Source organism: Mycolicibacter virginiensis, from assembly GCF_022374935.2.
In the GTDB taxonomy this organism is placed as follows: Bacteria; Actinomycetota; Actinomycetes; order Mycobacteriales; family Mycobacteriaceae; genus Mycobacterium; species Mycobacterium virginiense.
In genome coordinates, this window is sequence record NZ_CP092430.2 from 2357473 (window position 1) to 2382052 (window position 24580).

Sequence of the window (24580 nt, forward strand, 5' to 3'; positions counted from 1 at the left end):
TGGGCCCCACCCGGAATCGGGTGGGGCCCAGTGGGATGTCGGTGCAGAACCTAGCTGCCGCCGCCGCTGGCGCCCAGGTGGCTCTGCAGGTCAGGCTTCATGGCCTGCAGCTGCTGGCCCCAGTACTCCCAGCTGTGGGTGCCGTAGTCGGGGAAGTTGAAGATCGCGTTGTTGCCACCGGCCGCGGTGTAGAGCTCCTGGAACTTCTTGTTCTGGCCGATCATGAAGTTGCCCTCAAGGAACGTCGCGGGGATATTGTCGCCGCCCAGCTCGTTCGGACGACCGTTACCGCAGTAGACCCACAGGCGGGTGTTGTTGGCGACCAGCTTGCCGACGTTGACCGTCGGGTCGTTGCGCAACCACGCTGGGTCGTCGTCCGGGCCCCACATGTCTTCCTTCTTGTAGCCGCCGGCGTCACCCATGGCCAGGCCGATCCAGCTCTTGCCGTCCGAGGGGTTGATGTAACCCGACAGCGAACCGGCGTAGGTGAACTGGTTGGGGTGGTAGATCGCCAGCGTCAGGGCCGACGCACCGGCCATCGACAGGCCGACCGCGGCGTTGCGGCTCTGGCTCACGCCGTACTCGGAGGCCAGGTAGGCCGGCAGCTCGCTGGTGAGGAAGGTCTCCCACTTGTAGGTGGAGCAGCCCGCCTTGCCGCAAGCCGGCTTGTACCAGTCGCTGTAGAAGCTGGACTGGCCACCGACCGGCATGATCACCGAGATGCCGGACTGGTAGTACCACTCGAAGGCCGGGGTGTTGATGTCCCAGCCGTTGTAGTCGTCCTGGGCCCGCATGCCGTCGAGCAGGTACAGGCCCGGGGAGCCCTGACCACCGGGCTGGAACTGGACCTTGATGTCACGGCCCATACCTGCCGAAGGCACCTGCAGGTACTCGACCGGCAGACCCGGCCGGGAGAACGCCGATGCGGTCGCCTCGCTACCTGTCAGGCCGATCAGGCCCGGCAGCGCTGCGGCAGCTACCGCGCCGACCAAAAGTCGGCGTGCCCAGCGCAATCCCTTGCTCACGTCTGTCATTCCTGCCCCTTGTCGTCGTGCTGTGGACCGTTCAATCTCTCGATCGCGACGCCACGCGCGCCGCCACTTCGGCATCGGCCCTTACATGCAGCAACGGCCGCAATTTGCAAGTTAAGCGGCCGTCAAGGGATCCGACTCGCATATAGCATACCCGATTTTCGCCCCGGACCCGGTTAGGACAAGTAGTACGACACGCGTAGGCTCCCCTCCGGTAAGCCGACAAGACCACACAGTCCTGAGCTGTCGCCGGTCTGTTCCGGCGCCTCGCCGAGCCCGGTCACGGGCCCGGCGAAGGCCCTGAGCAGACGTGGTGACAGCGCAGATCAGGACGATTGGGGCGCGCGATTTTGGACACCGTACTGGGGCTGGCGATCACGCCGTCGACAATCGGCTGGGTCATGGCCGACGCCGGGGGCTCGGACTGCCCGACGGTTATCGGTGACGAGGTGAATGTCGCCGTCGGCGACGCCGGACCCGACGCGGTAGATCTGGCGGCACAAGCCTCAGCGGTGGCTGACCAGGTACGCACCATGCTGGCCGCGCGCGATGAACGACTGCACGGCGTGGCAGTGACCTGGAGCGATGAAGCGGCCGTCGGCGCCGCGCTGCTGCTCGAGTCGCTGGCCGACGCCGGCTTCGAGCACGTGGTTCCGGTGCGCTACAGCCAGGCCGCTATGTCGCTGGCCGCCGGAATCGGCGCACGACACGCACGGGCCGCGGTATGCGTCGTCGAAGCCGAGGTGGCCAGCTTGGTCCTGCCCGACCAGCCGGATTCCCCCGAAGCGGTTGTCACCTGCCCGATCAACGGTCCCGACGATGTGATCGGCTGGCTGGGTGACACGGTGGCTTCGAGAGGCCAGCGACCGGAGGTGCTCCTGGTGGCCGGATCGGTGCGGGGCATGGACCGACTCGGGCGCCGTTTGGAGTCCAAGCTGTCGATTCCGGTGTTCGTTCAGGGCGGGGCGTTTCAGGAGTTGGCACGAGGCGCGGCCCAGGCCTTGGCGCCGCATGCCGAATTGACTTCGACGCCGCTCGAGGCGCCCGCGGCCGGCGTGGCGGTCGGTAGCAGCGGCCCGCGTCGTGTGCGGTCACTGCCCTATGCCGCAGCGCTGCTGATGTTGGCGGCAGGAGCGGTGACGTTGGTGGCCTCGGTAGCCGCCGCGTTGAGCTTGCAACTCGGCCCGAGCAGGGTAGAGCCGGATGCGACGCCACCGCAGCGCGCCACGGTGGCGCGCGTCGCCGTTCCCGCCGCGCCACCCCCGGCGGCCGCCCCGGCCCTTCCGCCGCCACCTGCCGCCCCCGTGCCCCCGAGCGAGACCCCGGAAGAGGCGCCAGCCGAGCTCGGTTCACTGTGGGATGCACCGCAGGCCGCACCGGACCTGCAGGAAACGTCACCCGATGGCGTCCCCTCGCGGCTAGAACAGGTGCGGGACCACATTTTCGGCCCACCCGGCCGCTGAGTCAGGCTGCGACGGTCCCCGAGAAGGACACCGTCACCTCGTCGGCGACCTGCATGGCCCCCATGAGCATCGAATAGCGCCGCACACCGAAGTCGCTGTGCAGCACCCTGCTGTCGCCGCTCAGCTGCCAGGAACCGTCGGGTTGGTGGGCCGCCCGAAGTTCGACGACATGCGGCTTGCGCCGGCCGTGGATCTCCAGCTCACCGGTGAGCCGATAGCCGTCGTCGGTCGGTTCGATGTCGCTGGACCCGAACCGGATCAGTCGATGTTTCTTGCTGTCGAGGCATTTGAGCGCATTGCCGCGGATCAGCGTCTTCTCCGGTGCGGTTAGCGGAGTCATCCCGCCGTCGCCCTGCAGCACGCGCAGCGAATCGACCTCGACCGCCAGCTCTACTGCGGTAGGCCGGTCACCGGACCACGACACGGTTGCTTCCCAACGCTCCATAACGATGGTCAGCCGATGCCCCATCTTTGCCGCTCGCCCCGCCACATCGGTGCGGACCAGCAGCTGGCCGTGCGATGCGTCGAGCTGCCATTGCTTTCCGGTCATCCGCGGCACTTTAGCGGTCCCGCCCCGCCGGGTTTCGGCGGATTCGCGCTGACGTGCGACGACCACCCGTTAGGCTCTGACGCGTCGCCGATGGGTGGCGTGGATCGACAGACTGAGGGCGAAGAATGATTCGTGAACTAGCTGCAGCTGCTTTCATCGCGGGAGCCGCGGGTGCAGTCGCTATCAGCGCCGCACCGGATGCCGGTGCCTACCCCGGCGACGTGCCGGGGATGGTCGATGGCCAGCGCCAGGGCGACGCCTGCTTCAGCTGGGAGCGCTTCATCTACGGCCACGGCCCCAACGGCCAGGCGCTGGCGTGCCACTTCATCGCCAACCAGTTCCCGGCCAAGGACACCGGTTTCTGGCAGATCTCCTACCCGCTCTACGGGGTGCAGGAGATCGGTTCGCCATGCCCGAACCCGCAGTCGGCCGCGCAGTCGCCCGACGGGCTGCCGTTGCTGTGCCTGGGCGCGCGCGGTTGGCAGCCCGGTATCTACACCGGAGGCATCGGTCCCTACTTCCCGCCGGGGATCGCCCAGGTCGGGTAGGCACACCTGCCGCATCCACCGGTCAGCTTCTGCCCAGACTGGTGCGCTAGCTTCGAGCGGACGATGGCCGCTCACGGTAAGGAGCAGCGCACCATGCAACTGGGGATGATCGGTCTGGGGCGTATGGGCGCCAATCTCGTTCGGCGCATGGTCGACGGCGGTCACGAATGCGTCGTCTACGACCACAACGCCGACGCGGTCAGCGCACTGACCACCGAACCCAACACCACCGGCGTCTCGTCGTTGGCCGAGCTCGCGGCGCAGCTGTCCGCGCCGCGGGTGGTGTGGGTGATGGTGCCCGCCGGTGCCATCACCACCGGGGTCATCGAAGAACTTGCCGGCACACTGGAAGCTGGCGACATCGTGATCGACGGCGGCAACTCCTATTACCGCGACGACATCGCGCACGCAAAGGTCTTGGCCGACAAAGGTATTCATCTTCTCGATTGCGGAACCAGTGGTGGGGTGTGGGGCCGCGAACGGGGCTACTGCCTCATGGTCGGCGGGGATCGGGCAGCGTTCGACCATGTCGAGCCGATCTTCGCGACCGTGGCTCCGGGGGTGGACGCGGCCCCGCGCACCCCGGGACGCGAGGGCGAGATCGCGCAAGCCGAGAAAGGCTATCTGTACTGCGGCCCGTCGGGGGCCGGGCACTTCGTGAAGATGGTGCACAACGGCATCGAGTACGGGATGATGGCCTCGATCGCCGAGGGGCTGAACATCTTGCACCACGCCAACATCGGCAAACAGGATCAGCAGGGTGATGCCGAAACCGCGCCGTTGAGCAATCCCGAGTTCTATCGGTACGACATCGACATCGAGCAGGTCACCGAGGTCTGGCGGCGGGGCAGCGTAATCGGTTCCTGGTTGCTGGATCTGACCGCCAGTGCGCTGCAGAAGTCGCCGCAATTGGAGGAATTCGCCGGCCGGGTCTCCGATTCCGGCGAAGGCCGGTGGACCGTTATCGCCGCCATCGACGAGGGCGTCCCCGCGCCGGTGCTCACCACCGCGCTGTACGCACGATTCGCCTCTCGCCAGCTGTTCGAGTTTGGCGCAAAGGTGCTCTCGGCCATGCGCAAGCAGTTCGGCGGGCACGACGAGAAGTCCGGGTGACCGGCTCGGCCTAACAACGCGGGGCTGTCGGCGCGATCCTGGCCGCTTCCCGCCCTGGCGTGCCAGTATGGGGAATGCCGCGGCGACGGCGGGAAACCCAGGTACCTGGTGCTCCGGTGATGGCCGGTAGCGACAGGGCGACCGTGCGAGTGATCGCCCTGGGCGTGCTGCTGCTCGCGGCCGGCGCCACCACGCGCGGATACCTTCCCGGTGCCGCGCCCGAGTCACACCGCGCGAGCGCCGCTAGCACCGTGGAACCGATTGTGTTGTCGGCGTTGTTGGCGCTATCGGGCACGATCATCGCGGTCGCTGTCGTGCACCGGGCACGGCATCAACGCGCACGGGCCGGCAGCATCGGCCAGTTGTCCCTGACCGCTGGTGCCGGACGAGGACCGGTCTGGCGCGCGGTGCTGATCGTCGCGGCGGCGCTGGCGTTGTGGCTGCTGACCATCGTGATGCTGGCGAAGCTCGGTGGAGGACTCCGTATCGAGCTGCCGGCGGAGGTGCCCGGAACGGGTGAGACGCCACCGGGTACACCGGGTGCGCCGGCCCCGCCGCCGGCCGCACCCAGCGGACTGGCCGGTGGCGCGTCCGCGTATCTGCTGGCCGTGGCCACCCTGCTGCTGGCTCTGCTGGCCACCGCGGTCCTCGCCGCACGCGCCCGGCGCCCACATCCCGCGCTGCCTGCGACCTTCGTGGTCCCGTCGATGGCGGACGCACCGAGTCCCGGTGAAAACCTGGTTCGGGCAGCAGAACTCGGCTTGGCCCGGATCGTCGATCCCAGTCGCGAGCCTCGCGCGGCGATCATCGCCTGCTACGCGGTGATGGAAAGCCACCTGGGCGCCGTTCCCGATATCGCACCCCGCGCCTTCGACACCCCCACCGAAGTGCTGGCGCGAGCCGTCGAACACCATGCCCTGCCCGCGGCCAACGCGACCCGGCTGGTGGAACTGTTCACCGAGGCGCGCTTCAGCGCCCACCTGATGACCGAGCGCGATCGCGCTGATGCGATCGCTGCGCTGCGGCAGGTTCTCGAGGAATTGCGGAATCCACGATGAAAGTGCTAGCGCTGCAAGGTGTCCTACTGATAGTTGGCGCTGAGCTCGTGGCGCTGATGACCCACCAGCGTCAGCTGTTGTTCGCGGCGGCGGGCCTCGCGGTCGCGCTACCGGTCTTCGGTATTCGGCGCCTGCTGACCACGGGAGGCTCGCGACCACCGGCAGATCCGGCGGCGACCGATGAACCCGGTGAGGCCCTGCGCCGGTGGCGCTCGGGAACCGAAGCCAGAATCCGCTGGTCGGAATCGACCAGAGCCGACTGGGATCGGCGATGGCGACCGATCCTGGCGCGGCGGTTCGAGGTCTCCACCGGGCAGGGGAGGGCGAAGGATCCCGCTGCGTTCGCTGCCACCGGGGCGCTGTTGTTCGGCGACGAGCTTTGGCCGTGGGTCGATCCCGGCAACGTCGCACCCACCGGCGACAGCGGGTCCGGCCCCGGACGTGCTGTGCTGGAAGAGATCCTGTGCCGCCTGGAGCAGCGATGAGCACCGGGCTGTCCGGCGCGGCGGCCACCACCGGAGAACGCTGCACCGCGGTGCTCGACGAGATCGAGCGGGCCGTGGTGGGCAAGCGGTCCGCGCTCACCCTGATTCTGACCACGGTGCTCGCCGGCGGGCACGTGCTCATCGAGGACTTGCCGGGCCTGGGCAAGACCTTGATCGCACGGTCGTTCGCGGCCGCGCTCGGACTGGACTTCATCCGCGTGCAGTTCACCCCCGACTTGCTGCCGGCTGACCTGCTCGGCACGACGGTCTACGACATGTCCTCGGGCCGTTTCGAGTTCCGGCGCGGGCCGATCTTCACCAACCTGGTGCTGGCCGACGAGATCAATCGGACGCCGCCCAAGACCCAGGCGGCGCTCCTGGAGGCGATGGCCGAAGGTCAGGTCAGCATCGACGGCAACACGCATCGGTTGCCGTCGCCGTTCATCGTGCTGGCCACCGACAACCCGATCGAGTACGAGGGCACCTATCCGCTGCCGGAGGCGCAACTGGACCGGTTCGCGATCAGGCTGCGCCTGGGTTATCTCTCGGAACAGGGGGAGGCGGCCATGCTGCGCCGTCGCCTGGACCGCGGCGCCGCATTACCGACGGTGCGCAAGGTGGTTGACGCCGACGATCTAGTGGCGATGCGCGAAGCGGTGGAGCAGGTCGGTGTGCACGACGACGTGCTGCGCTACGTCGTGTCGCTGGCCACCGGAACCCGGCGCCATCCGCAGGTGGCTGTGGGGGCCAGCCCGCGATCGGAACTCGACCTGGTCCAGCTCGCTCGGGCCCGCGCTCTGCTGCTCGGCCGCGACTACGTGATCCCCGAGGACGTCAAAGCGTTGGCCACGTCTGCGATCGCGCACCGGATCACGCTGCGGCCGGAGATGTGGGTACGTCGAGTTCAGGGCGCCGATGTGGTGGAGGAACTGCTGCGGCGGCTGCCGGTGCCGCGTACCCCGGAGGCGACACCGACGTGACGCACGACCCAGAGTTGCTCGAGATGGACGTCGTCATGCATTGGCGGGCATCCCCATTCGCCAAGGCGGTGGCCACCGGTGCCGCGCTGGCCCTGGTGCTGGCCGTGGGTGCATCGCGCTGGCAGCTGATCGCCTTTGCGGCACCGTTGCTCGGCGTCTTGTGCTCGTTGGACAGCCAGCGACCCGTTCCGAGCCTGCGGGTACATGCCACGCCGTCGGTGCAGCGCTGCTTCGAGACCGAGTCGGTCGAATTATCGGTCGGCGCAACGGTATCGGACGCCGACATGGTTCACGTGAGGCTGGCGGTATCGGCGCATCCGGCGCTCAGTCTCGAGACCGCGGAGTCCACCGTCGCAGCTGGGAGCCGACATACGGTCACTGCCACCGCCGGACGCTGGGGACGGTACCCGATCCGGGCCATCGTGAGCACCGTGGCCCGGGGTGGTCTGCTGGTCGGGACGGGAACTGTCAAGGTCGCCGAGGTCACCGTATTCCCGCTGGCGCCGCCGCAGGCCACACCGGTCCCGCACAGCGACCTGCTCGACCGGGTCGGGACCCACCTCACCCGGCATCCGGGCCGCGGCGTGGAGTACGCCGACATCCGCGCCTACGTTCCCGGCGATCCGCTGCGCTCGGTGAATTGGCCGGTCAGCGCACGACGCGGGAGCCTGCATGTCACTCAGCGTCTGACCGATCGTGGCGCCGACGTCGTGGTGTTGATCGACGCCTACCCGCAGCCTGCCGGCCCGGCGACCGAGGCAACCGAACGGTCGGTACTCGGCGCGGCGCAGGTGGTGCAGACCGCGTTGCGCAATGGCGACCGTGCCGGCATCGTCATTCTCGGTGGCCGCCACCCGCGGTGGGTCGGTGCGGAGATCGGGCAGCGCCAGTTCTATCGCATCGTCGACGCGGTCCTCGGTGCCGGCGACGGAGTCGAGTCGACCACCGGAACGCTGGCACCCCGGGCCGCGGTTCCATCGGGTGCGTTGATCATTGCGTTCTCCACGCTGCTGGACACCGAATTCGCACTGGCGCTGACCGATCTGCGAAAACGGGGCCACGTGGTGCTCGCGGTCGACGTGCTCGGCGGCTCACCATTCGAGAGCGACCTGGATCCGTTGGTGGCCCGGATCTGGACGCTGCAGCGCAGTGCCATGTATCGCGACATGGCCACCATCGGCGTCGATGTCGCCTCCTGGTCGTACGAGCAGCCGCTGGAGCAGGCGATGCGTGTGGTCACGCAGCGGCGCAGGCCTGCGGCGGTGCGGTGATGGCGCTTTCGCCCGGAATCGACGCGCGCCTGTCGCTGGGGCTGTCCGCCCTGTGCGGTCTGGCCGGCCTGTCGATGGCCGCGGTCGCCGGTTTCGGCGCCTCGGGTTTGGCAGTGACCGCGGCGCTGCTGGCCGCCGGTGCGGTGTTACTCGGGCTTCGCTGGAAAGCGGCGGCGACGATGGCGGTGTTGCTTGCGGCCGTCGCAATCGGTCTGGCCGATCCACCTGATGTTTCGGCGGCGGTGGCCGGGCTGGCCGCGGTCGGCTACCTTGCGCTGCGCCACGTCGGCACACTGACTTTGCCGACAGCGATCTTTGCCCTCGGGTTCACCGTCGCGGGGTTAGTCGCGACGGTGTTCCCGTGGCAGCTTCCTTGGCTACCGCTATTGGCGCCGTTTGCGGTATTCGGCCTTTATGCCGTTGCCGCACAACCGTTTCTGCGCCCTTCTCTGGGCGCCGAGCGGTAATCGATCAGACGCCCGATGCCTCGTTGAGGGCTTCCAGGGTGCCGGTGGCCTCGAGGTATTCCTGAATCCACCGCTCGATGACGGTCGCGGTCTTCTCCACCTTGGTGAACTGGCCGACGACCTGGCCGACCGGGTTGAAGGCGACGTCGACGCTCTCGTTCGGGTACTTGTTGGTGGCCCGCACGGCCATGCCGGAGACCATGTACTGCAGCGGCATACCCAGCGGCTTCGGGTTCTCCGGAGCTTCCCAGGCCTCGGTCCAGTCGTTGCGCAGCATCCGGGCCGGCTTGCCGGTGAAGGAGCGGCTGCGCACGGTGTCGCGGCTGCCGGCCTTGATGTATGCCGCGTGCTGGGCCTCGGTGTTCGAGGACTCCTCGACCATCAGCCACTGCGAACCGGTCCACGCGCCCTGCGCGCCCAGCGCGAGGGCCGCGGCGATCTGCTGGCCGCTGCCGATGCCGCCCGCCGCCAGCACCGGTACCGGTGCTACCGCCTTGACGACCTCGGGCCACAGCACGATCGAGCCCACGTCGCCACAGTGTCCGCCGGCTTCGCCGCCCTGGGCGATGATGATGTCCACGCCGGCCGCGGCGTGCTTCTGCGCCTGTCGTGCGGAGCCGCACAGCGCGGCGACCTTGCGGCCCGCCTCGTGGATGTGCTTGATCATGTCCGCCGGGGGAGTCCCGAGTGCGTTGGCGATCATCGTCACCTTCGGGTGCTGCAGCGCGACCTCGACCTGCGGGGTGGCGGTCGCCTCGGTCCAGCCGAGCAGCTGCAGGCTGTCGGCGTCGGCGCCCTCAACGGGCACACCGTGGTCGGCGAGCAGCTTCTTGCCGAAGTCGAGGTGCTGCTGGGGGACCAGCTTGCGCAGCGATTCGGCGAGTTCCTCGGCGGACTGCCCGGAGTCCATGCCCTCGTACTTGTTCGGGATGACGATGTCCACGCCGTACGGGTGGTCGCCGATGTTCTCGTCGATCCACTTCAGCTCGATCTCGAGCTGCTCCGGGGTGAAGCCCACCGCGCCCAGCACCCCGAAACCGCCGGCCTTACTCACCGCGACGACAACGTCGCGACAGTGGGTAAAAGCGAAGATCGGGAACTCGATGCCGAGTTCGTCGCAGAGGGGAGTGTGCATGACGGACTCCTTCACAGGGCGTGGGATCGAAGTGAAACGTGTTCTAATTAAGTACCAGACGCGGCATCATGAGGCCAGTCGGGCCTAGGTGTGCTGGTGAAACCTAACACTACCGGCAATCGTGTCTTAGAGCATCGGGTGGCTTAGCGCGTGGAAAAAGCGCGCAGCACCGCCACCCCGAAACCGGCGGCGCGTCGCAACGATCGCCCGCCGGTGCGGTCGGGGCCGGTGATGCGCAGCACCGGCCACCCGTGTTCGGCGGCCAGCGCCGCCAGCCTGGGCCGGGGATTGACCGGCCGGGGCCGGCCTACCAGCGCCATCAGCGCGGCATCCTCGTCGCCATCGGCGTAGAAGAAGCTCTGGGTGAGGTCGACCCCGTTGGCCGCACAGAAATCCTGCACGGTGGCCGCCTTCTGCGCGCCCCACACCACGGGCTTGACGATGTCCCCGGTGAGCACGCCCCGCTCGTCGAGCTCGAAGCGGTTGCACAGCACCTGCGCGATACCCAGGAACCGGGCCACCGGTTCGGCGTGGATGGTCAGTGCCGAAGAGCTCAGTACGACGGTGTGGCCGCGCTGCTGATGCGCCCGCACGATCTCGTGCATGTGCGGGTAGATCCGGCTGGTGATGTGGTCGGCGAACAGTCGGGCGCCGACGTCGTTGAGTTCGCCGATGGTCTCGCCGCGCAGGTAGCCCGCCGCCCGCACCAGCAGCCGTTCGAATTGCATACGCCCCAGGCGATACCGCACGGCGGCCTCGACGACGCCGAACACCTCACCTGCCCGGGCCTGGCGCCGGCGGATCCGGTCGCCGGCATGTGCGGTGGCGGTGAAGCCTGAGACCAAGGTGCCGTCCAGGTCGAAGAACGCCCCGACCCGCGCGCCCGATTCGGTCCGGGCGACGTCGGCGATCGGATCACTCGGTACTGCGGTCATCGCCGTCGATGTTACGTCGGCGCCCGGCGCGTCGGGGGCGGTCGCGCGCCGCGCCACCGGAGGACCTATCTGGGCAGCTGATAGCGTGTTTGGCCTATGCGAAAAGAGGGTCGGCTTCATGACCAGTGAGACCACCGCGACCGACGCGCGGGAAACTTTGTCGGAGAAGGCAGAGCAGCAGGGCTGGGCGCGTACCCAGCGTGAGCGTGTCGATGTCTACAGCCGCGGGATCTACCAGGTTCACGCGATTTGGCGCGACAGCACCGCCCTCAACGGCGGAGCCCACTACGAGGACGGCGTCCTGCTGGCCTACACCACCGACCTGGCGAAGACTGCGAGCTGGTTGGCCCGCTGAGGCCGGCTCGGTAACTGCCGCGGCTCCGGTTCGCAACGGTTGCATAAACGCCCCTCGTGTCACACTGGCATCAGTTTTCACACGGCTAACTTCGGTCCCGACCTTGTAGTTGTTGGGATTGGGGAGAAGCCATGTCACGAATCCGTAAGTACCTGACCGTCGCGGCCGGCGCCGCTGCGGGTCTGTTCCTCACTGCGCTGGCGTCCAGCGCCACCGCGAACGCCGACACCGCGCCGATCAACCCGGGGTTGTCCGGCGTGGTCGAGCAGATGGTCGCGTCCTCGACGAGCCTGCCGCAGCAGTTGCTGCAGACCACCACGGGGGCGCTGAGCGGCACCACCTTCGCGCCGCCCGCGACACCCGGGCAGGCACCGCTGGCCACCGCGACCTTCAACGTGCCGCCGTCGCCGAGCGCGATGCCCCAGCAGCAGGCCGCCACCGGGCTGCCCGGACTGGGGAACCTTCCGGCCAGCCTGAGCTCGGTGCTGCCGTTCCCGCTGCCGAACTTCGGTGGTTCGGCCCCGGTGCCTGCGGCACCGACGGCGTTCGCTCCCACTGGCTACCTGCCGAGCGTTCCGGTTGCGCCGGTTGCTCCGGTGACGCCGATGGAGGTCATGCTGATTCCGGGCTTGCCCTGACGCTGACTGCGTAATCTCGGACCGGTGAGCGCACGCGCAGGAATCGTCGTCACCGGTACCGAGGTACTCACCGGACGTGTGACCGACCGGAACGGACCGTGGTTGGCTGACCGGCTCCTAGAACTGGGAGTCGAGTTGGCGCACATCACGATCTGTGGCGACCGGCCCAGGGACATCGAGAGTCAGCTGCGGTTCCTGGCCGCCGAGGGTGTGGACTTGATCATCACCAGCGGCGGCCTGGGGCCGACGGCTGACGACCTGACGGTCGAGACCGTCGCCAGGTTCTGCGGCCGTGATGTCGTGCTCGACGACGAGCTGGAAGCCCGGATCGCCGAGATCATCAAACCGATGATGGCGCGCTACACCGGTCCGGGCGCTCCGGATTTCGCGACGGTCCGGGCGGCCAACCGCAAACAGGCGATGGTTCCGGCCGGCGCGACAATCCTGGACCCGGTGGGCACCGCGCCCGGAGTCGTGGTGCCCGGCTCGCCGACGGTCGTGGTGCTGCCGGGGCCGCCTCGTGAGCTGCAACCGATGTGGCACAAGGCAATAGAGACCGCCGCGGTGCAGGAGGCCTTGGCCGGCCGGACGCACTACGAGCAGCAGATGATCCGGATGTTCGGCTTGCCCGAGTCCGGGCTGGCCGACACGCTGCGGCACGCCCAAGATGCCATCGGCGACTTCCATCGGCTGGAGATCACCACCTGCCTGCGTCGCGGTGAACTGGAGATCGTCACGCGCTACGAACCGGACGCGGCAGGCGCCTACGAGCAATTGCTGACATTGCTGCGCGAGCGGCATTCCCGAGCGATCTTTTCCGAGGACGGTTCGCAGATCGACGATCTGGTGGCGGCGGCGCTGGCCGGTCGACAGATCGCGACCGCCGAATCCTGCACCGCGGGCCTACTGGCGGGCCGACTGGCCGACCCGCCGGGCGCCTCGAACTACTTGGCCGGCGGAGTGGTGTCCTACTCCAACGAGGCGAAGATCGAACTGCTGGGCGTCGACGCGGCATTGATCGCGGAACACGGCGCGGTGTCCGAGCCGGTGGCCGAGGCGATGGCCGCGGGCGCGCTGCGCCGCTTCGGTGCCGACACCGCGGTGGCGATCACCGGCATCGCCGGGCCTGGCGGCGGAACGCCGGACAAACCGGTGGGCACGGTGTGTTTCTGTGTGGCGCTCGGTGATGGCCGGATGACCACCCGGACTACGCGTTTGCCGGGGGAGCGGGCCGATGTCCGGGAGCGCTCGACGACCGTAGCCATGCATTTGCTGTACCGAGCCCTGTCAACCGGCTGACTCCTGCCCCTACCGGTGGTATGAACATCACACCGAGGAGTTGCAGGTGTGAGCACACAGTGGGCGTGGTTGAGCGGTTCCGGGTACTGGCTGGGACGGCTGCTCCTCGAACGCGGGATCGCGGCCATCTACGTCATCGCCTTTGTCGCGGCCGCCCGGCAGTTCCGCGCCCTGATCGGCGAAAACGGTATGACGCCGGTGCCGCAGTACGTGCGGCGCCGCCCGTTTCGGCTGACGCCCAGCATCTTTCATCTGCATTACTCGGATCGCTTCTTCGCGTTCGTGTGCTGGCTGGGTGCTGGACTGGCCGCGGCTCTGGTGGCGGGGGTCGGAGAGTTGGTGCCGCTGTGGACGGTGATGGCGATCTGGCTGCTGCTGTGGGCGCTGTATCTGTCGATCGTCAACGTCGGCCAGACCTGGTATGCGTTCGGCTGGGAATCGATTCTGCTGGAAACCGGGTTGTTGGCGGTCTTCTTGGGCAACGACCGGGTTGCGCCGCCGGTGCTCATCATGTGGCTGGCGCGGTGGCTGCTGTTCCGCATCGAGTTCGGCGCGGGGCTGATCAAGTTGCGCGGCGATTCCTGCTGGCGTGACTTGACCTGCCTGTACTACCACCACGAGACCCAGCCGATGCCCGGGCCGTTGAGCTGGTTCTTCCACCACCTGCCCAAACCGTTGCACCGAATGGAGGCAGCGGGCAACCATGTCGCCCAACTGGTGGTTCCATTCGGGTTGTTCGCTCCGCAACCCATCGCCGGGGTGGCCGCCGGGATCATCATCATCACCCAGTTGTGGCTGGTCGCCTCCGGCAACTTCGCCTGGCTGAATTGGATCACGATCGTTTTGGCGGCCGGGGCTCTCGACGAATCCTGGTTCACCGGAACGATTTCGGGCCTGCAGCCACCGGACATGCCGCGGGCCCCGATGTGGTTCGCCGCGCTGGTGATGGTGTACGCGGCGGTGGTCGTGATATTGAGCTATTGGCCGGTGCGCAACATGGCGTCGCGCAATCAGCGCATGAATGCCAGCTTCACCCCGCTTCATCTGGTCAACAGCTACGGTGCGTTCGGGGCTGTTGGCCGCTCCCGGCGGGAGCTGGTGATCGAGGGAACGGCGGCGGCGGAGCTCACCGAGCGAACGCCCTGGAGCGAATATCACTTCAAAGGTAAACCCGGTGCGGTGGACCGACTTCCGCGGCAATGGGCGCCCTATCATCTTCGGCTGGATTGGCTGATGTGGTTCGCTGCGCTCTCGCCGCGGTATGGGCTGCCGTGGCGTGATGCGCTGCTGCAGCGGTTACTGCGCAATGACCGCGACACGTTACGTCTGTTGCGCTACAACCCGTTTCCGGATACCCCGCCGCGCTTCGTGCGGATCCTGCTCTACGAGTACCGCTTCACCACGTGGGCCGAGCGGCGGCGGGACGGGGCCTGGTGGCATCGGACCCTGGTGGGCGTCTATCTGTCGCCGGTATCGGCTGCCGGGTTGTCCGCTCCGCGCGACTTCCGTTAGTGCCGCGGCGGTCACCCCGCTTCGGGCCAATCGTCGATGGACGATGATTGTTCCTCGGGCAGATCGTCGACCTTGTTGGGGGTCGGGTTCGGTCGGGTGTGGTAGTCGATGACGGCTTCGATGAAGTGGAACGGGTTCACTCGGGGTTGGCCGCGTTCAAGTTTCGGTGGCGGAATCCATGCGACGCGGCCGTCGTCTCCGAGGGTGGTGGTCCAGCCTTGTTCGGTGGACATCCGGTTATCGGGTGCACACGCCAACGCCAGGGCGTCGACGTCGGTTTGTCCGTTGTGGGCCCAGTCCTTTTCGAGATGATGCGCCTGGGACAAATACCCCGATACGGTGCAGCCGGGTCTCGTGCAGCCGCGATCTCGGGCATGTAGCACGATGCGCTGATCCGCTGACGCGAGCCGCTTGCTACGTCCTAGCCAGAGCGCGCGCCCTCGGCCGTCGAACACGCTCAAGTAGTGATATGCGTGCTCGGCCATCCGCAGTAGGTCGGACATGGGGATGAGCGATCCGCCGGCCGTGTGTGCTTTGCCGCTGGTGCGGGAGTCGGTCACCGGTGCGTGGCCGGCGGCGGCGTGTAGCTCGGCCAGGGTGGTGGTGACGATGACGGTCACCGGTAGGCCGTTGAGTTGGCCGAGTTCGCCGCAGGCCAGTAGGGCGCGGGAGGCAGCCAATAGCGCGTCGTGGGTGCGTTGGTCGGGGCGGCGATTATCGCGCTGGATCTGCTCTTGGCTCGGTGTCCCGCTGATGCAGGGGTGCTCGTCGGCGGCGTTGCACATCCCGGGGGCGGCGAGTTTGGCCAGGATCGGCTCAAGGGTGGCGCGCAGTTCCGGGGTGATCTTGCCCGACAGGGTGCTCATCCCGTCGACGTCTTGGCGGCCCAGGCGCAGTCCGCGCTTCGCGAGGCGTTCCCGGTCGGTGAAGTCTCCGTCGGGATCGAGTACGGCTACCAGGTGATCGGCCAGGCGGGCGAAGGTTTCCGGTCCGAATTGGGTTGCCAGTACCGCGAGGTCGCGCTCGGCCGCTGACGGTAGGCAGCACTGACCGTGGCCGGGATTTTCGTCAGGGCCTTGCGGGCGATCGTCACGTGCTCCGGCCCGATCCGACCCGCAGCCTGTGCGGCGGCCAATTCCGGTAACACCGGCTCCAAGGGTTCCCCAGTCACCGCGGCGCGTGGACCGAGCTCGGCGGCTTCGGCCAATCGGCGCCGCGCGCGGGCGCTGCTGATCCGCAATCGCTCGGCCAATGCCTTGGCCAGCGAGCACGCCCCCAAAGCGCCCGGATCGCCGTCGATGACCAGCCGGGCCAGGATTCGGTGATCGACCACCGGCGCCCGCCACGCCAACGTTTCCCGACGGGCCAGCACCGCCATCAAGTCGTCGGCGCTCAAGCCATCCAGCGAGCAGCGTTCGAGCTGGTCATAGGCGGCCTCGACCGCGTCGAGGCACCCCAGAATGGTGTCCCGATCCGCGATCGCATTCCTACCCATATATCGAACATTAGTGCGATTGGCCGACGGAAAGGCTGGCTGATCAGAACCTGTTAGCAGAATCGTCAAGTGTGGATAACTGTGGCCACGGCTGGAAGGTTCTGGAGGTGGCTCATTCGCGACGGCAGGCGGGTCGGTAGAAGCCGACCGAGAATCGAATGTTCTAGGCAGTCCTTACCGCATAGCCGAGCTGACGGTGTAGGCGGTGCCGCCACCGTCCTGGGTGAAGTACTCCAGGATTTCCAGGGCGTTCCCACGGCCCTACCGGGTATCAACCCACAGCGTTGCGCCCACCAGGACCAGGGTGACCACGGCCAGCAGTGCCGCATCGAGGGCACCCAGTCGGGGCGTCGAGGCGCCCTCGGCGGCCAGCCGACGTTCGCGGGCGATCAGAAACAACGGGAAGGTGAAACTGATCGCCGTGAGGAATCCGCCGAAGATATAGGCCCAGACGAACCGGACGTTGTGCTTGCGGGCTTCGGTGACCATCAACACCGCCGCCGCGAGGAACAGCATCAGGATGTCGGCGGTGATCGAGCGGGACGCGGGTGTTACCGCAGTGTCCGGCAGCCACCGGGAGAAAAACGATTCGGTTCCGTCGTAGGCCAGATTCTGGCTCCAGGTGGCGACCAACGCGGCGACGGCAATCACGGCGTAGACGCCACAACGGACCTTGGCTGCTGTATTCATCGGGCCACGTTAGCGCCCACGAACCCGGGCGTAGCGCGGTTTCGCGTCAGAGCTCGAGCAGCACCGTCACCGGACCGTCATTGACCAATTCCACCTGCATATGTGCCCCGAACTGCCCGGTCGCCACCTGCGCGCCCAACCCGCGCAGTGCCTCGGCGAACTCCGCGACCAGAGGTTCGGCGACCGGTCCCGGCGCGGCGGCATTCCACGACGGCCGCCGGCCTTTGGCGGTGTCGGCGTAGAGCGTGAACTGGCTGACCACCAGAATCGGCGCATCGACATCCGCCGCCGACTTCTGATCGTCGAGAATGCGTAACTGCCAAAGCTTTTCGGCAAGTCGCTGGGCCTTGACGGAATCGTCGGCATGGGTCACGCCGACCAGTGCGAGCAGGCCCTGGCCCTCCGGTTCGATCGCGCCGACCGTCTGACCGTCGACGGTGACCCGGGCCGATGAGACACGCTGGACCAGAACTCGCACGGCCTCGATGCTAGGTACGCTCGCGGTGACGCTGTCGAGAGGGGTGAGTGACGTGTCGGTCTTGGTTGCGTTCTCGGTAACGCCGCTCGGCGTGGGGGAGGGAGTCGGCGAGATCGTCGCCGAGGCGGTACGGGTCGTTCGGGAATCGGGACTGCCCAATCGCACCGATTCGATGTTCACCGTGATCGAAAGCGAGAGCTGGGCTGAAGCGATGGCCGTGGTGCAACGGGCGGTGGAAGCGGTAGCGGCCCGCTCACCTCGGGTCAGCACGGTGATCAAAGCCGACTGGCGAGACGGCGCGGTCGACGCCATGCACACCAAAGTCGTATCGGTGGAACGGCACCTGGCGGCGCCGCCGCCTAGTTGACCGGCACGTCGAGGATCGGGCGGCCCACATCGGCGCCGGGGCCGTTGAAATGCCACCATTCACCCGAATACACGGCCAGCCCACCGGCACTCATCGCGTCGCGCAGGGCGGCACGCTCGGCCGCGGCACGGGCGCTGATCCCGTCGGCGAATGCCGTTGCAGCCGGCGAGAAGTCATCGAATCCGGTGCCCATCTCTGACAGCCGCCCATACGCGTCGGCGGTCGTCACGTCGACCGACCGCCCGGTCTCGTGGCTGCGGGCCAATGAACCTGGCCGGGCCACCCAATTCGGGTTCGGCACTACCTGGAACATCCGCACCTGCACGTTGTGTGGCCGGTAGCAGTCCCAGAACACCAGAATTCGTCCTCGGCTGCGCAGCGCGGCGGCCGCCGTCGTCAAGCCCGGCGCCAGCGACTCGTGCACCAGGCACCGAGCGTTCGACGGGTAGAGCTGTTCGCCGACGAAGTTGTTCGCGGTGGCATATCGCAGGTCGATGATCGCGTCCGGCACCGCGCTGCGCACGTCGACGAACCCGGCTGCGCGGGCCGGCTCCGACAGTGCCGGCACCTCCGATCCCGGCGCGGCGGCTGCGGTGCCGGAGGCTCCGGCGAGCAGCAGCGCAACAACAATCACCATCCGCAGACTCGGCATCTGCCCATTGTCGCCTGTCAGGCGGCAACCACGATCGTCAGCCGACGGTCGTCGCGTTCCACCCGCATGCCGGCCCGCCGAGCTATGGCGGCCACCGCGGCGGCATCGTCAGGTTCGGCCCTGGTGGTGGCCAGCGCCCGCGCCAGTTGCCCCTTGTGCGCTTTGTTGAAGTGACTCACCGAGACTCGTCGCCCATCGGGGTGCTCGGCGACCACATCGACGCGCACTGCGCCGGGAACGCCGGCCAGTGCCGCATAGGAACCGGACCTCAGGTCGACGACCAACTCGGCTGCGGCGATCTCGGCCAGCACCGGTTCCAGCACCGGCCGCCAGCGCTTGGCCAACCCCGGCTGTCCGGGCAGCTTCGAGGACGCCGAGAGTCGGTATGCCGGTACCGGATCCGTTGCCCGCAGCAGCCCGAACAAGGCGGAGCCGACGGCCAGGCGGGCGCCGGCCCGGGCGGCTGCGGCGCCGCGCAGCGAGTCGATGTCCAGTGCCTCGTACAACACACCGGTGTAGCGGTGGATCGCCGGCGCGGTAGGAGCGGTACGCAGTGCGGCGTTGCGCTCGATCTCAGCGTCTTGCGACGCCGACAACCCCAACGCGCTGCGACTGGCCTCCCGATCAGCGGCCAAACCCACCAGCTCGTCGACCAGTTCGGCCCGCAGGCCGGTGAGTTGCGGGGACGCCAGGGCTTCGAGGCTCAGCGGTGGTCCGTCGCCGCCGGCACGTTTGGTCTCCGACGGGGGCAGCAGCACGATCACAGCGCAGACGTTAACCGAGCCGTTCCACACACCAGCGCGGTGGCGAGCATTGCCGCACCGACGGTATCGGTGACGTAGTGGTAGCCGCAGGCCACCAACCCGAGCATGCCCAGCAGGCTCACCAGCGCCGCGGCGGCCAGTGCCCAGAGCCGAGCAGCCGCCACCACGACCATCATTCCCAGCACCGCGACCAACAGCGCGGTATGGCCGCTGGGGTATTCGAGGTAGGGCCCGTTACGCCGGTCGAAGAGGTGCTTGAGCCCCATGGTGATGGCGGTGACGGCGAACGGGCAGGCCAGCACCGCGGCCGCCAAAACCCACTGCCTACGGGATAAGGCCACCACCAGGCACGCCACCGTCACCGCCAGCACCAGCCAGCCGCTGGTGAAGATCAACAGCCACCGGGGTTGCTCACCGATCAGAGTGAAGGTGGCGTTACTGAACCAGTTGTCGATCGGTGTCGAGCCGCGGCCCACCGCCCAACCGAGGGCCAATGTCGCCAGCACACCGGCCAGCGGCCACCAGCGCAGCGTGGTGGCGAGGCCCCGACCTATTTCAGGCCGACTTCTGGAACAGCGGCAGCAGCATCTGGCGGCGCTGGTCGTTGCCGTCGGCAAGAGCGTGCAGCGCCTGGTCCACCGAACGCGACGTCGGGAACATGGCGTCCTCGTCGAAGTCGCCGAGCAGTTCGTGCACGGCTGAGCTCTCGATGAGGGTCCACTCCACGCCCGCGGCACGGCAGTCGCCGTCCAGGACGCAGAGCAGCCAGATGCCGGCGGCGGCGAACGAGGTGACCCCGCTCAGGTCGAGCACCAGCGGCTCCTTGGCAAGGACGAAGCGCCGGGCGTGTTCGCTGAGCTGGTCCACGTTGGTGGCATCGATCCGGCCCCGGATCGCGATCACCGTCGCGAGGTGACGGTAGTGCGCCCGAATCTGCGCCCCGCCGCACTCGACGACCGGGTTGATCCGAGCAGTGCCTCGTGTGGTGATGTCGATTGCCATGCCAGCCCCCGCCTTCCTGTCGATCGCTGTCGGCAGCTGTGCCGACCTCGATGTTTCCCGACGTTATGCGGCGAAGTTAAGGCCTCTTGGGCGGCCGATTAACGCTTTGGTGAGATCTCGAACGGCTCGGTCGCCCCGGTGAACGCGCTGATCCGGCCGTCTCGGTCCCGAGCGTCGCCGTCATAGCGAAGCCGGTATCGCCCGGCCGCGGTGTCGTCGGGAATCGCCCAGGTCACGGTGATGGTCGACCCGCGCCGGCCGGCGCGTCGCCAGCGGAACGTCGTCGACCAGTCGCTGTCGTCGGCCACGGTGTTCCAGCCGTCGCCGGTCTGCTGCTCCACTCGCACATAGCTGCCGCCGCGGTGCAGGTCATTGTTCGGGTACGCCCCGGCGAACACCGCCGACACCGTGCTGCCCGGCTGATACGCAGGCTGCGGGGCTTCCAAGACATCACCGAACTGCTGGCCGCCGGCCAGCGCATCCGGCTTCGCCCGGCGACGTGACCGGCGCCGGCGGGACGGCTCGGCCGGTCGTTGGCCCTGCGGGGCCGGCCGCTGGTCGCGCATCGCGGTGGCCAGCTCGGCCACCACCTGCTGCAGCGCCGGCAGCTCCCAGCGCCCGAACAAAGTGCTGCCACCTTCGTAGCGCTGCTCGTCGTACTCTTCCGGCGTCGTCACGTAGTGCAGATAGCCGTTGCTGTAGCCGGCCACCAGCACGTCGCGCAGTTCGGCGCCGACGATCTGCGCTACCGTGCGGCGCAACCGCAGACCCGCCACGATGGTCACTTCGGCCGGAATGCCGATCAGGTACAGCTGCCCGATACGCAGCAGCTGGACAGGCCCGCCTTCGGGCATCAGCGACAGCGCCTTGTTCAGCCGGATACCCGGCCCTACCGCCCCTTTCGGGGCGTGCGCTTCACGGAGCCGCGGGGAGAGGCGATAAACCGTGTTGGCGACCAGGCCGTCGAAGATGCGGTTGCGGCCCTGCTTCAACAGCGGGTACAAGGGGCCGGCGCCCTCGTCGGTGCCGGCCACACACGACGCGCCTGCGAGGGCGGGACCGGTGCGATGGGTCCGGCCGTCGCCGGTGAATTCGGGCCCGACCTCAAAATCCGTCAGATCGACATAGGTGGTGCGGGCGTCGAGGCCCCCGGTGACCTCGGTGCCATGCCCCAACGTCAGCTCGGTGGCCGCGGCGGCTTGGCGGGACCCGATGATTCGGGTGTTCTCGAACTCGTCCTCGGTCGGGCCGCTGCCGGGGCGATGGTTCAGATTCGGCGACATGTCCCCGGAGTTGGTCTGGGCGAACGCCGCGATGAAGTCCGGTGGCGTGGCGGCCAGATAGTCGACGCCGTGGTCCAGGCGCTCGCACTGGTAGGCGGCGTAGCCCTTGTTGTCCCCGCTGATCAAGGTGTTGCGGTTGGTCATGGACGTGCCGTGGGTGGCGAACCAGTTCACCGCGCCGACCAGCCGGCCGTCGCGTTCGATACGCAGCAAGGTGGTCTGCGGGTCGATCTTGTCCGGGAAGTGGGCACGCTCGGCCTCGGGGTTCCGGGCGAACGACGACGGCGAACGGTTGCTGCTGGCGTCGTGCAGCCGGCCCACGGCAAGGCTCAAGCTGGCCGGCGCCAGGTCGGCATGCGCTCGGTCGACGGCCTCGCAGATTCCGTCGACGATCGCGTTGAACGTCTGGTGCCGGAACCCGTTGGTGTTCGAGTTGTAGAGCCGGTGGTCGGAGTAACCGCCAGGGCCGCAATGGGTGTGCGTCGCCGTCAACATCACGTTGTGGAACGTGTACAGCTCGCCATAAGTCGCGGCCAGGCGTCCGAGCACCTCGTGGTGCACGCTTTCCAGCAGTAGCGGTATCTCGCAGACCACCAGCAGCAGCCGGGTTCCGGCGGCCGCGTCGGCGATGACGAATGCCCGCGCGCGCAGCCGATTGTGCAGTCCGTCAGTCTGCTGTGAGGCCACGCCGTAGCCGAGCATTCCGCACTCGGCCGGCTCGCCGGTGATGTCGGCGATTCCGCGCCCAACCTGATAGTCGTCTGGCATCGCTACAGTATTCACAACGGCCCCGTCGGTTTCAGCGCCGACGTGCCCGGCCGATTACTTCACCCGGGCCAGTCCCGCTGCTAGTCTTCGAGGGCTGCCGGCCACCGGGCTGCGGCTGCCGATCGCCGGGCCGTCTCGGCGGGCCCGCACCCGAGGCAGCCAGGACATGCGATGCCCACCGGCGAAAGAGTGTTGTGCGCAGCGGAGAGATCAAGGCCCTGACCGGGCTTCGCATCATCGCCGCGGTATGGGTGGTGCTGTTTCACTTCCGGCCCTTGTTGCGACTGGCGTCGCCGGAGCTCAGCGATGCGCTCGCCCCGGTGCTCGACCGCGGCGCCCAGGGCGTCGATCTGTTCTTCATCCTCAGTGGTTTCGTGCTGACCTGGAACTACCTGGAGCGCATGGGGGAGACGTTCTCCGTGCGCGCCACGGTGCACTTCCTGTGGTTGCGTCTGGCCCGGGTGTGGCCGATCTACCTGGTCACGATGCACCTGGCGCTGTTGTGGGTGATCTTCACTCTGCACGTCGGGCACGTCCCGACCGAGGACCTCAGCCGGATTACCGCGATCAGCTACGTGCGGCAGGTCCTGCTGGTGCAGCTGTGGTTCGAGCCGTTCTTTGACGGGTCGAGCTGGGACGGCCCGGCCTGGTCGATCAGCGCCGAATGGCTGGCCTACCTGTTGTTCGGCGTGCTGGTGCTGGCGGTCTACCGGGTGATGCGGGTGACCTCGGCGCGCGGACTGGCGGCACTGGCGATCATCGCCTCGCTCCCACCGCTGCTGCTGTTGCTGGCGACCGGCCAGTTCTATAGCCCGTGGAGCTGGTTGCCGCGCATCGTCATGCAGTTCACCGCGGGCGCACTGGCCTGCGCCGCGGTGCGCAAGATCAATCCTCCCGATTCGGCCCGCCGTGCCGCGGGCTATTGCTCCGCCCTGCTCATCGCCGCCATGGTCGGTGTCCTCTACTACTTCGACGGCCATCCGATCTCGGGGCTCTACGACAGCGGCGGCCTGGTCGATGTGCTGTTCGTGCCGCTGGTGATGGCCCTGGCGATCGGTATCGGCAGCCTTCCCGCTCTGCTGTCCACCCGCGTGATGGTCTACGGCGGGCAGATCTCGTTCTGCCTGTATATGGTCCACGAGCTGGTGCACACGTCCTGGAATTGGGCGGCAAAGCAATTCGAGATTGTGCTCGACGAGGGCGCGACCGCGGCCAAGTGGATGGTGTGCGGCCTGCTGGTGGCGGCGACGTTGTTGTCGATGCTGCTGTACCACGCCGTTGAAGAGCCCGGGCGGCACTGGATGCGCAAGATGATCGGCGCCCGGCCCGAGTCTGCCCAGGTGGCGCCGACCGAAGATCCCCTGGCGGTCGAACCGGTGGAGCTGGACCACTCGGATGAGGTGATCGATTCGATTGACTCGGACGACTCGGATGACCAAGTCCTTGAGGAGCCCTCGGTCGCGGTTCCGGCTAGTCTTCGCTGAAGTTGATTGGGGGAGGTAGCCGTGAGTCGGGTGATGACGTTCGCCGTCGTGATGGTGGCCGGGGTCGTCGCGGTGGTCGCAGGAACCAGCTATTTGTCGCGCAATCACGAGTCGCCGCGCCACTACGAGACGGTGCCGCTGAGTGCCTCCCCGAATCGGATTGCGGTGATCGGTGACTCCTACACCGCCGGCTACGAGGACACCGGCCGCGGCGCGGCGAACTGGACCGAGCGAGCATGGCAGAACCTGGCCGGCCGCGGGGTGTACGTCAGCGCCGATGTGGCGGCTGAGGGCGGCGCGGGGTACGGGGTGCGCGGCAACCGCGGCGCCCTGTTCGGCGACCTGACCCGCCGCGCGGTGCAACCCGACGATGCACTGGTGGTGTTCTTCGGCTCGCGTAACGACCAAGACGTCGAACCGGGCGAGTTGGGCCGGCTGATCGCCGACACCCTGGGATTGGCGCGCCGTACCGCGCCGGGGGCGCGCATGCTGGTGGTCGGGCCGCCGTGGCCCACCGCCGACGTCCCGGGCAATGTGTGGCGGATCCGCGATGTCCTCAGTACCGAGGCGCGTGTGGTCGGCGCGGAGTTCGTCGACCCGCTCGCCGAGCGGTGGTTCGTCGGCCTGCCCGACCTGATCGGACCGGACGGCGTACACCCCACCGACGCCGGTCATGCCTACATGGCCGACAAGATCGCACCGCTGATCGCGGGTCAGCTTCCGAAGCGGACTTAGCGCAAAACCGGACGGAACCGGG

26 protein-coding genes and 1 pseudogene are annotated in these 24580 nt (G+C 67.8%); 15 read left to right on the forward strand and 12 right to left on the reverse strand.

The features are described from left to right. Positions 1-50: 50 nt before the first annotated feature. Positions 51-1034 (reverse strand): esterase family protein, encoded by a 984-nt coding sequence (locus MJO54_RS11320; RefSeq protein WP_064888590.1) that lies wholly within the window; start codon positions 1032-1034, stop codon positions 51-53. Between the two features lie 347 nt (positions 1035-1381). On the opposite strand from MJO54_RS11320, the gene MJO54_RS11325 reads away from it, so the two are divergent. Then, entirely contained in the window at positions 1382-2494 is a 1113-nt protein-coding gene (locus MJO54_RS11325) for a DUF7159 family protein (RefSeq protein WP_105294848.1), read from the forward strand. Position 2495: 1 nt separating this feature from the next. Here MJO54_RS11325 and MJO54_RS11330 read toward each other — a convergent pair whose 3' ends face one another. Next, positions 2496-3044 (reverse strand): YceI family protein, encoded by a 549-nt coding sequence (locus tag MJO54_RS11330; protein ID WP_046286515.1) that lies wholly within the window; start codon positions 3042-3044, stop codon positions 2496-2498. Positions 3045-3169: 125 nt separating this feature from the next. On the opposite strand from MJO54_RS11330, the gene MJO54_RS11335 reads away from it, so the two are divergent. From MJO54_RS11335 to MJO54_RS11365, 7 genes are all read left to right on the forward strand, one after another. Beyond that, the gene (locus tag MJO54_RS11335) at positions 3170-3592 is read left to right on the forward strand and encodes a hypothetical protein (protein WP_046286505.1); all 423 of its coding nucleotides are present in this window, start codon (positions 3170-3172) and stop codon (positions 3590-3592) included. Positions 3593-3655: 63 nt separating this feature from the next. Beyond that, complete coding sequence (gnd, locus tag MJO54_RS11340) at positions 3656-4705, forward strand: phosphogluconate dehydrogenase (NAD(+)-dependent, decarboxylating) (RefSeq protein WP_109469973.1); 1050 nt, start codon at positions 3656-3658, stop codon at positions 4703-4705. 119 nt (positions 4706-4824) lie between these two features. Next, entirely contained in the window at positions 4825-5763 is a 939-nt protein-coding gene (locus tag MJO54_RS11345; RefSeq protein WP_046286504.1) for a DUF4129 domain-containing protein, read from the forward strand. Beyond that, positions 5760-6248 (forward strand): hypothetical protein, encoded by a 489-nt coding sequence (locus tag MJO54_RS11350; protein ID WP_046286503.1) that lies wholly within the window; start codon positions 5760-5762, stop codon positions 6246-6248. Before MJO54_RS11345 ends, MJO54_RS11350 begins: the two co-directional genes overlap by 4 nt. Continuing rightward, complete coding sequence (locus MJO54_RS11355; protein ID WP_396877033.1) at positions 6245-7228, forward strand: AAA family ATPase; 984 nt, start codon at positions 6245-6247, stop codon at positions 7226-7228. The genes MJO54_RS11350 and MJO54_RS11355 overlap by 4 nt, the downstream gene beginning before the upstream one ends. Positions 7229-7251: 23 nt before the next feature. After that, a complete protein-coding gene (locus tag MJO54_RS11360; RefSeq protein ID WP_240175969.1) occupies positions 7252-8499 on the forward strand; it encodes a DUF58 domain-containing protein in 1248 nt (415 codons plus the stop codon). Continuing rightward, positions 8499-8966: a hypothetical protein gene (locus MJO54_RS11365; RefSeq protein ID WP_082108437.1), complete on the forward strand. Its 468-nt coding sequence runs from the start codon at positions 8499-8501 to the stop codon at positions 8964-8966. Before MJO54_RS11360 ends, MJO54_RS11365 begins: the two co-directional genes overlap by 1 nt. Before the next feature lie 4 nt (positions 8967-8970). On the opposite strand, the gene MJO54_RS11370 is transcribed toward MJO54_RS11365, so the two are convergent. Beyond that, the gene (locus MJO54_RS11370) at positions 8971-10101 is read right to left on the reverse strand and encodes a nitronate monooxygenase (protein ID WP_046286510.1); all 1131 of its coding nucleotides are present in this window, start codon (positions 10099-10101) and stop codon (positions 8971-8973) included. A 143-nt stretch (positions 10102-10244) separates the two neighbouring features. Continuing rightward, positions 10245-11036: an HAD family hydrolase gene (locus MJO54_RS11375; protein WP_105294849.1), complete on the reverse strand. Its 792-nt coding sequence runs from the start codon at positions 11034-11036 to the stop codon at positions 10245-10247. 118 nt (positions 11037-11154) lie between these two features. On the opposite strand from MJO54_RS11375, the gene MJO54_RS11380 reads away from it, so the two are divergent. The 4 genes from MJO54_RS11380 to MJO54_RS11395 all read left to right on the forward strand — a co-directional run bounded on the left by MJO54_RS11380 (position 11155) and on the right by MJO54_RS11395 (position 14840). Then, a complete protein-coding gene (locus MJO54_RS11380; RefSeq protein ID WP_046287077.1) occupies positions 11155-11391 on the forward strand; it encodes a hypothetical protein in 237 nt (78 codons plus the stop codon). Between the two features lie 131 nt (positions 11392-11522). Beyond that, positions 11523-12029, forward strand: a complete 507-nt coding sequence (locus MJO54_RS11385; RefSeq protein ID WP_046287078.1) for a hypothetical protein — start codon at positions 11523-11525, stop codon at positions 12027-12029. Positions 12030-12053: 24 nt separating this feature from the next. Next, complete coding sequence (locus MJO54_RS11390; RefSeq protein ID WP_064889389.1) at positions 12054-13328, forward strand: competence/damage-inducible protein A; 1275 nt, start codon at positions 12054-12056, stop codon at positions 13326-13328. A gap of 48 nt (positions 13329-13376) precedes the next feature. After that, positions 13377-14840: a lipase maturation factor family protein gene (locus MJO54_RS11395; RefSeq protein WP_105294850.1), complete on the forward strand. Its 1464-nt coding sequence runs from the start codon at positions 13377-13379 to the stop codon at positions 14838-14840. 11 nt (positions 14841-14851) lie between these two features. Here MJO54_RS11395 and MJO54_RS11400 read toward each other — a convergent pair. The 3 genes and pseudogenes from MJO54_RS11400 to dtd all read right to left on the reverse strand — a co-directional run bounded on the left by MJO54_RS11400 (position 14852) and on the right by dtd (position 17503). Further along, positions 14852-16335, reverse strand: a pseudogene (locus tag MJO54_RS11400) (HNH endonuclease signature motif containing protein). A 261-nt stretch (positions 16336-16596) separates the two neighbouring features. Further along, the gene (locus tag MJO54_RS11410) at positions 16597-17025 is read right to left on the reverse strand and encodes a DUF2834 domain-containing protein (protein ID WP_046286282.1); all 429 of its coding nucleotides are present in this window, start codon (positions 17023-17025) and stop codon (positions 16597-16599) included. A gap of 46 nt (positions 17026-17071) precedes the next feature. Beyond that, a complete protein-coding gene (gene dtd, locus MJO54_RS11415) occupies positions 17072-17503 on the reverse strand; it encodes a D-aminoacyl-tRNA deacylase (RefSeq protein WP_046286281.1) in 432 nt (143 codons plus the stop codon). Positions 17504-17555: 52 nt separating this feature from the next. Here dtd and MJO54_RS11420 point away from each other — a divergent pair, with 52 nt between their 5' ends. After that, positions 17556-17870 (forward strand): thiamine-binding protein, encoded by a 315-nt coding sequence (locus MJO54_RS11420; protein ID WP_046286288.1) that lies wholly within the window; start codon positions 17556-17558, stop codon positions 17868-17870. Here MJO54_RS11420 and MJO54_RS11425 read toward each other — a convergent pair. The 5 genes from MJO54_RS11425 to MJO54_RS11445 all read right to left on the reverse strand — a co-directional run bounded on the left by MJO54_RS11425 (position 17863) and on the right by MJO54_RS11445 (position 22339). Next, on the reverse strand, positions 17863-18522 hold the full coding sequence (locus tag MJO54_RS11425) for a M15 family metallopeptidase (protein WP_064889392.1): 660 nt from the start codon (positions 18520-18522) through the stop codon (positions 17863-17865). The genes MJO54_RS11420 and MJO54_RS11425 overlap by 8 nt on opposite strands. 17 nt (positions 18523-18539) lie before the next feature. After that, positions 18540-19286: a peroxide stress protein YaaA gene (gene yaaA / locus MJO54_RS11430; protein WP_065153400.1), complete on the reverse strand. Its 747-nt coding sequence runs from the start codon at positions 19284-19286 to the stop codon at positions 18540-18542. After that, positions 19283-19792, reverse strand: a complete 510-nt coding sequence (locus MJO54_RS11435; RefSeq protein ID WP_064889394.1) for a phosphatase PAP2 family protein — start codon at positions 19790-19792, stop codon at positions 19283-19285. Before MJO54_RS11435 ends, yaaA begins: the two co-directional genes overlap by 4 nt. A 49-nt stretch (positions 19793-19841) precedes the next feature. Further along, a complete protein-coding gene (locus MJO54_RS11440; RefSeq protein WP_064889395.1) occupies positions 19842-20288 on the reverse strand; it encodes an STAS domain-containing protein in 447 nt (148 codons plus the stop codon). Positions 20289-20386: 98 nt separating this feature from the next. Continuing rightward, positions 20387-22339: a neutral/alkaline ceramidase gene (locus MJO54_RS11445; protein ID WP_046286277.1), complete on the reverse strand. Its 1953-nt coding sequence runs from the start codon at positions 22337-22339 to the stop codon at positions 20387-20389. Positions 22340-22533: 194 nt separating this feature from the next. On the opposite strand from MJO54_RS11445, the gene MJO54_RS11450 reads away from it, so the two are divergent. After that, positions 22534-23823 carry an acyltransferase family protein gene (locus tag MJO54_RS11450; protein ID WP_240175922.1) on the forward strand — a complete coding sequence of 430 codons (1290 nt, stop codon included), beginning with the start codon at positions 22534-22536 and terminating at the stop codon, positions 23821-23823. 21 nt (positions 23824-23844) lie between these two features. Next, on the forward strand, positions 23845-24558 hold the full coding sequence (locus MJO54_RS11455) for an Rv0518 family GDSL lipase (RefSeq protein ID WP_082108410.1): 714 nt from the start codon (positions 23845-23847) through the stop codon (positions 24556-24558). Positions 24559-24580: the final 22 nt, after the last annotated feature.

Excerpts from the sequence above, each read along its gene's own strand:
- MJO54_RS11320 (WP_064888590.1), bottom strand. The coding sequence starts at position 1,034 with ATGACAGACGTGAGCAAGGGATTGCGCTGGGCACGCCGACTTTTGGTC.
- MJO54_RS11330 (WP_046286515.1), bottom strand. The coding sequence starts at position 3,044 with ATGACCGGAAAGCAATGGCAGCTCGACGCATCGCACGGCCAGCTGCTG.
- MJO54_RS11335 (WP_046286505.1), top strand. The coding sequence starts at position 3,170 with ATGATTCGTGAACTAGCTGCAGCTGCTTTCATCGCGGGAGCCGCGGGT.
- gnd (WP_109469973.1), top strand. The coding sequence starts at position 3,656 with ATGGCCGCTCACGGTAAGGAGCAGCGCACCATGCAACTGGGGATGATC.
- MJO54_RS11345 (WP_046286504.1), top strand. The coding sequence starts at position 4,825 with ATGGCCGGTAGCGACAGGGCGACCGTGCGAGTGATCGCCCTGGGCGTG.
- MJO54_RS11350 (WP_046286503.1), top strand. The coding sequence starts at position 5,760 with ATGAAAGTGCTAGCGCTGCAAGGTGTCCTACTGATAGTTGGCGCTGAG.
- MJO54_RS11355 (WP_396877033.1), top strand. The coding sequence starts at position 6,245 with ATGAGCACCGGGCTGTCCGGCGCGGCGGCCACCACCGGAGAACGCTGC.
- MJO54_RS11360 (WP_240175969.1), top strand. The coding sequence starts at position 7,252 with ATGGACGTCGTCATGCATTGGCGGGCATCCCCATTCGCCAAGGCGGTG.
- MJO54_RS11365 (WP_082108437.1), top strand. The coding sequence starts at position 8,499 with ATGGCGCTTTCGCCCGGAATCGACGCGCGCCTGTCGCTGGGGCTGTCC.
- MJO54_RS11370 (WP_046286510.1), bottom strand. The coding sequence starts at position 10,101 with ATGCACACTCCCCTCTGCGACGAACTCGGCATCGAGTTCCCGATCTTC.
- MJO54_RS11375 (WP_105294849.1), bottom strand. The coding sequence starts at position 11,036 with ATGACCGCAGTACCGAGTGATCCGATCGCCGACGTCGCCCGGACCGAA.
- MJO54_RS11380 (WP_046287077.1), top strand. The coding sequence starts at position 11,155 with ATGACCAGTGAGACCACCGCGACCGACGCGCGGGAAACTTTGTCGGAG.
- MJO54_RS11385 (WP_046287078.1), top strand. The coding sequence starts at position 11,523 with ATGTCACGAATCCGTAAGTACCTGACCGTCGCGGCCGGCGCCGCTGCG.
- MJO54_RS11410 (WP_046286282.1), bottom strand. The coding sequence starts at position 17,025 with ATGAATACAGCAGCCAAGGTCCGTTGTGGCGTCTACGCCGTGATTGCC.
- MJO54_RS11425 (WP_064889392.1), bottom strand. The coding sequence starts at position 18,522 with ATGCCGAGTCTGCGGATGGTGATTGTTGTTGCGCTGCTGCTCGCCGGA.
- MJO54_RS11440 (WP_064889395.1), bottom strand. The coding sequence starts at position 20,288 with ATGGCAATCGACATCACCACACGAGGCACTGCTCGGATCAACCCGGTC.
- MJO54_RS11445 (WP_046286277.1), bottom strand. The coding sequence starts at position 22,339 with ATGCCAGACGACTATCAGGTTGGGCGCGGAATCGCCGACATCACCGGC.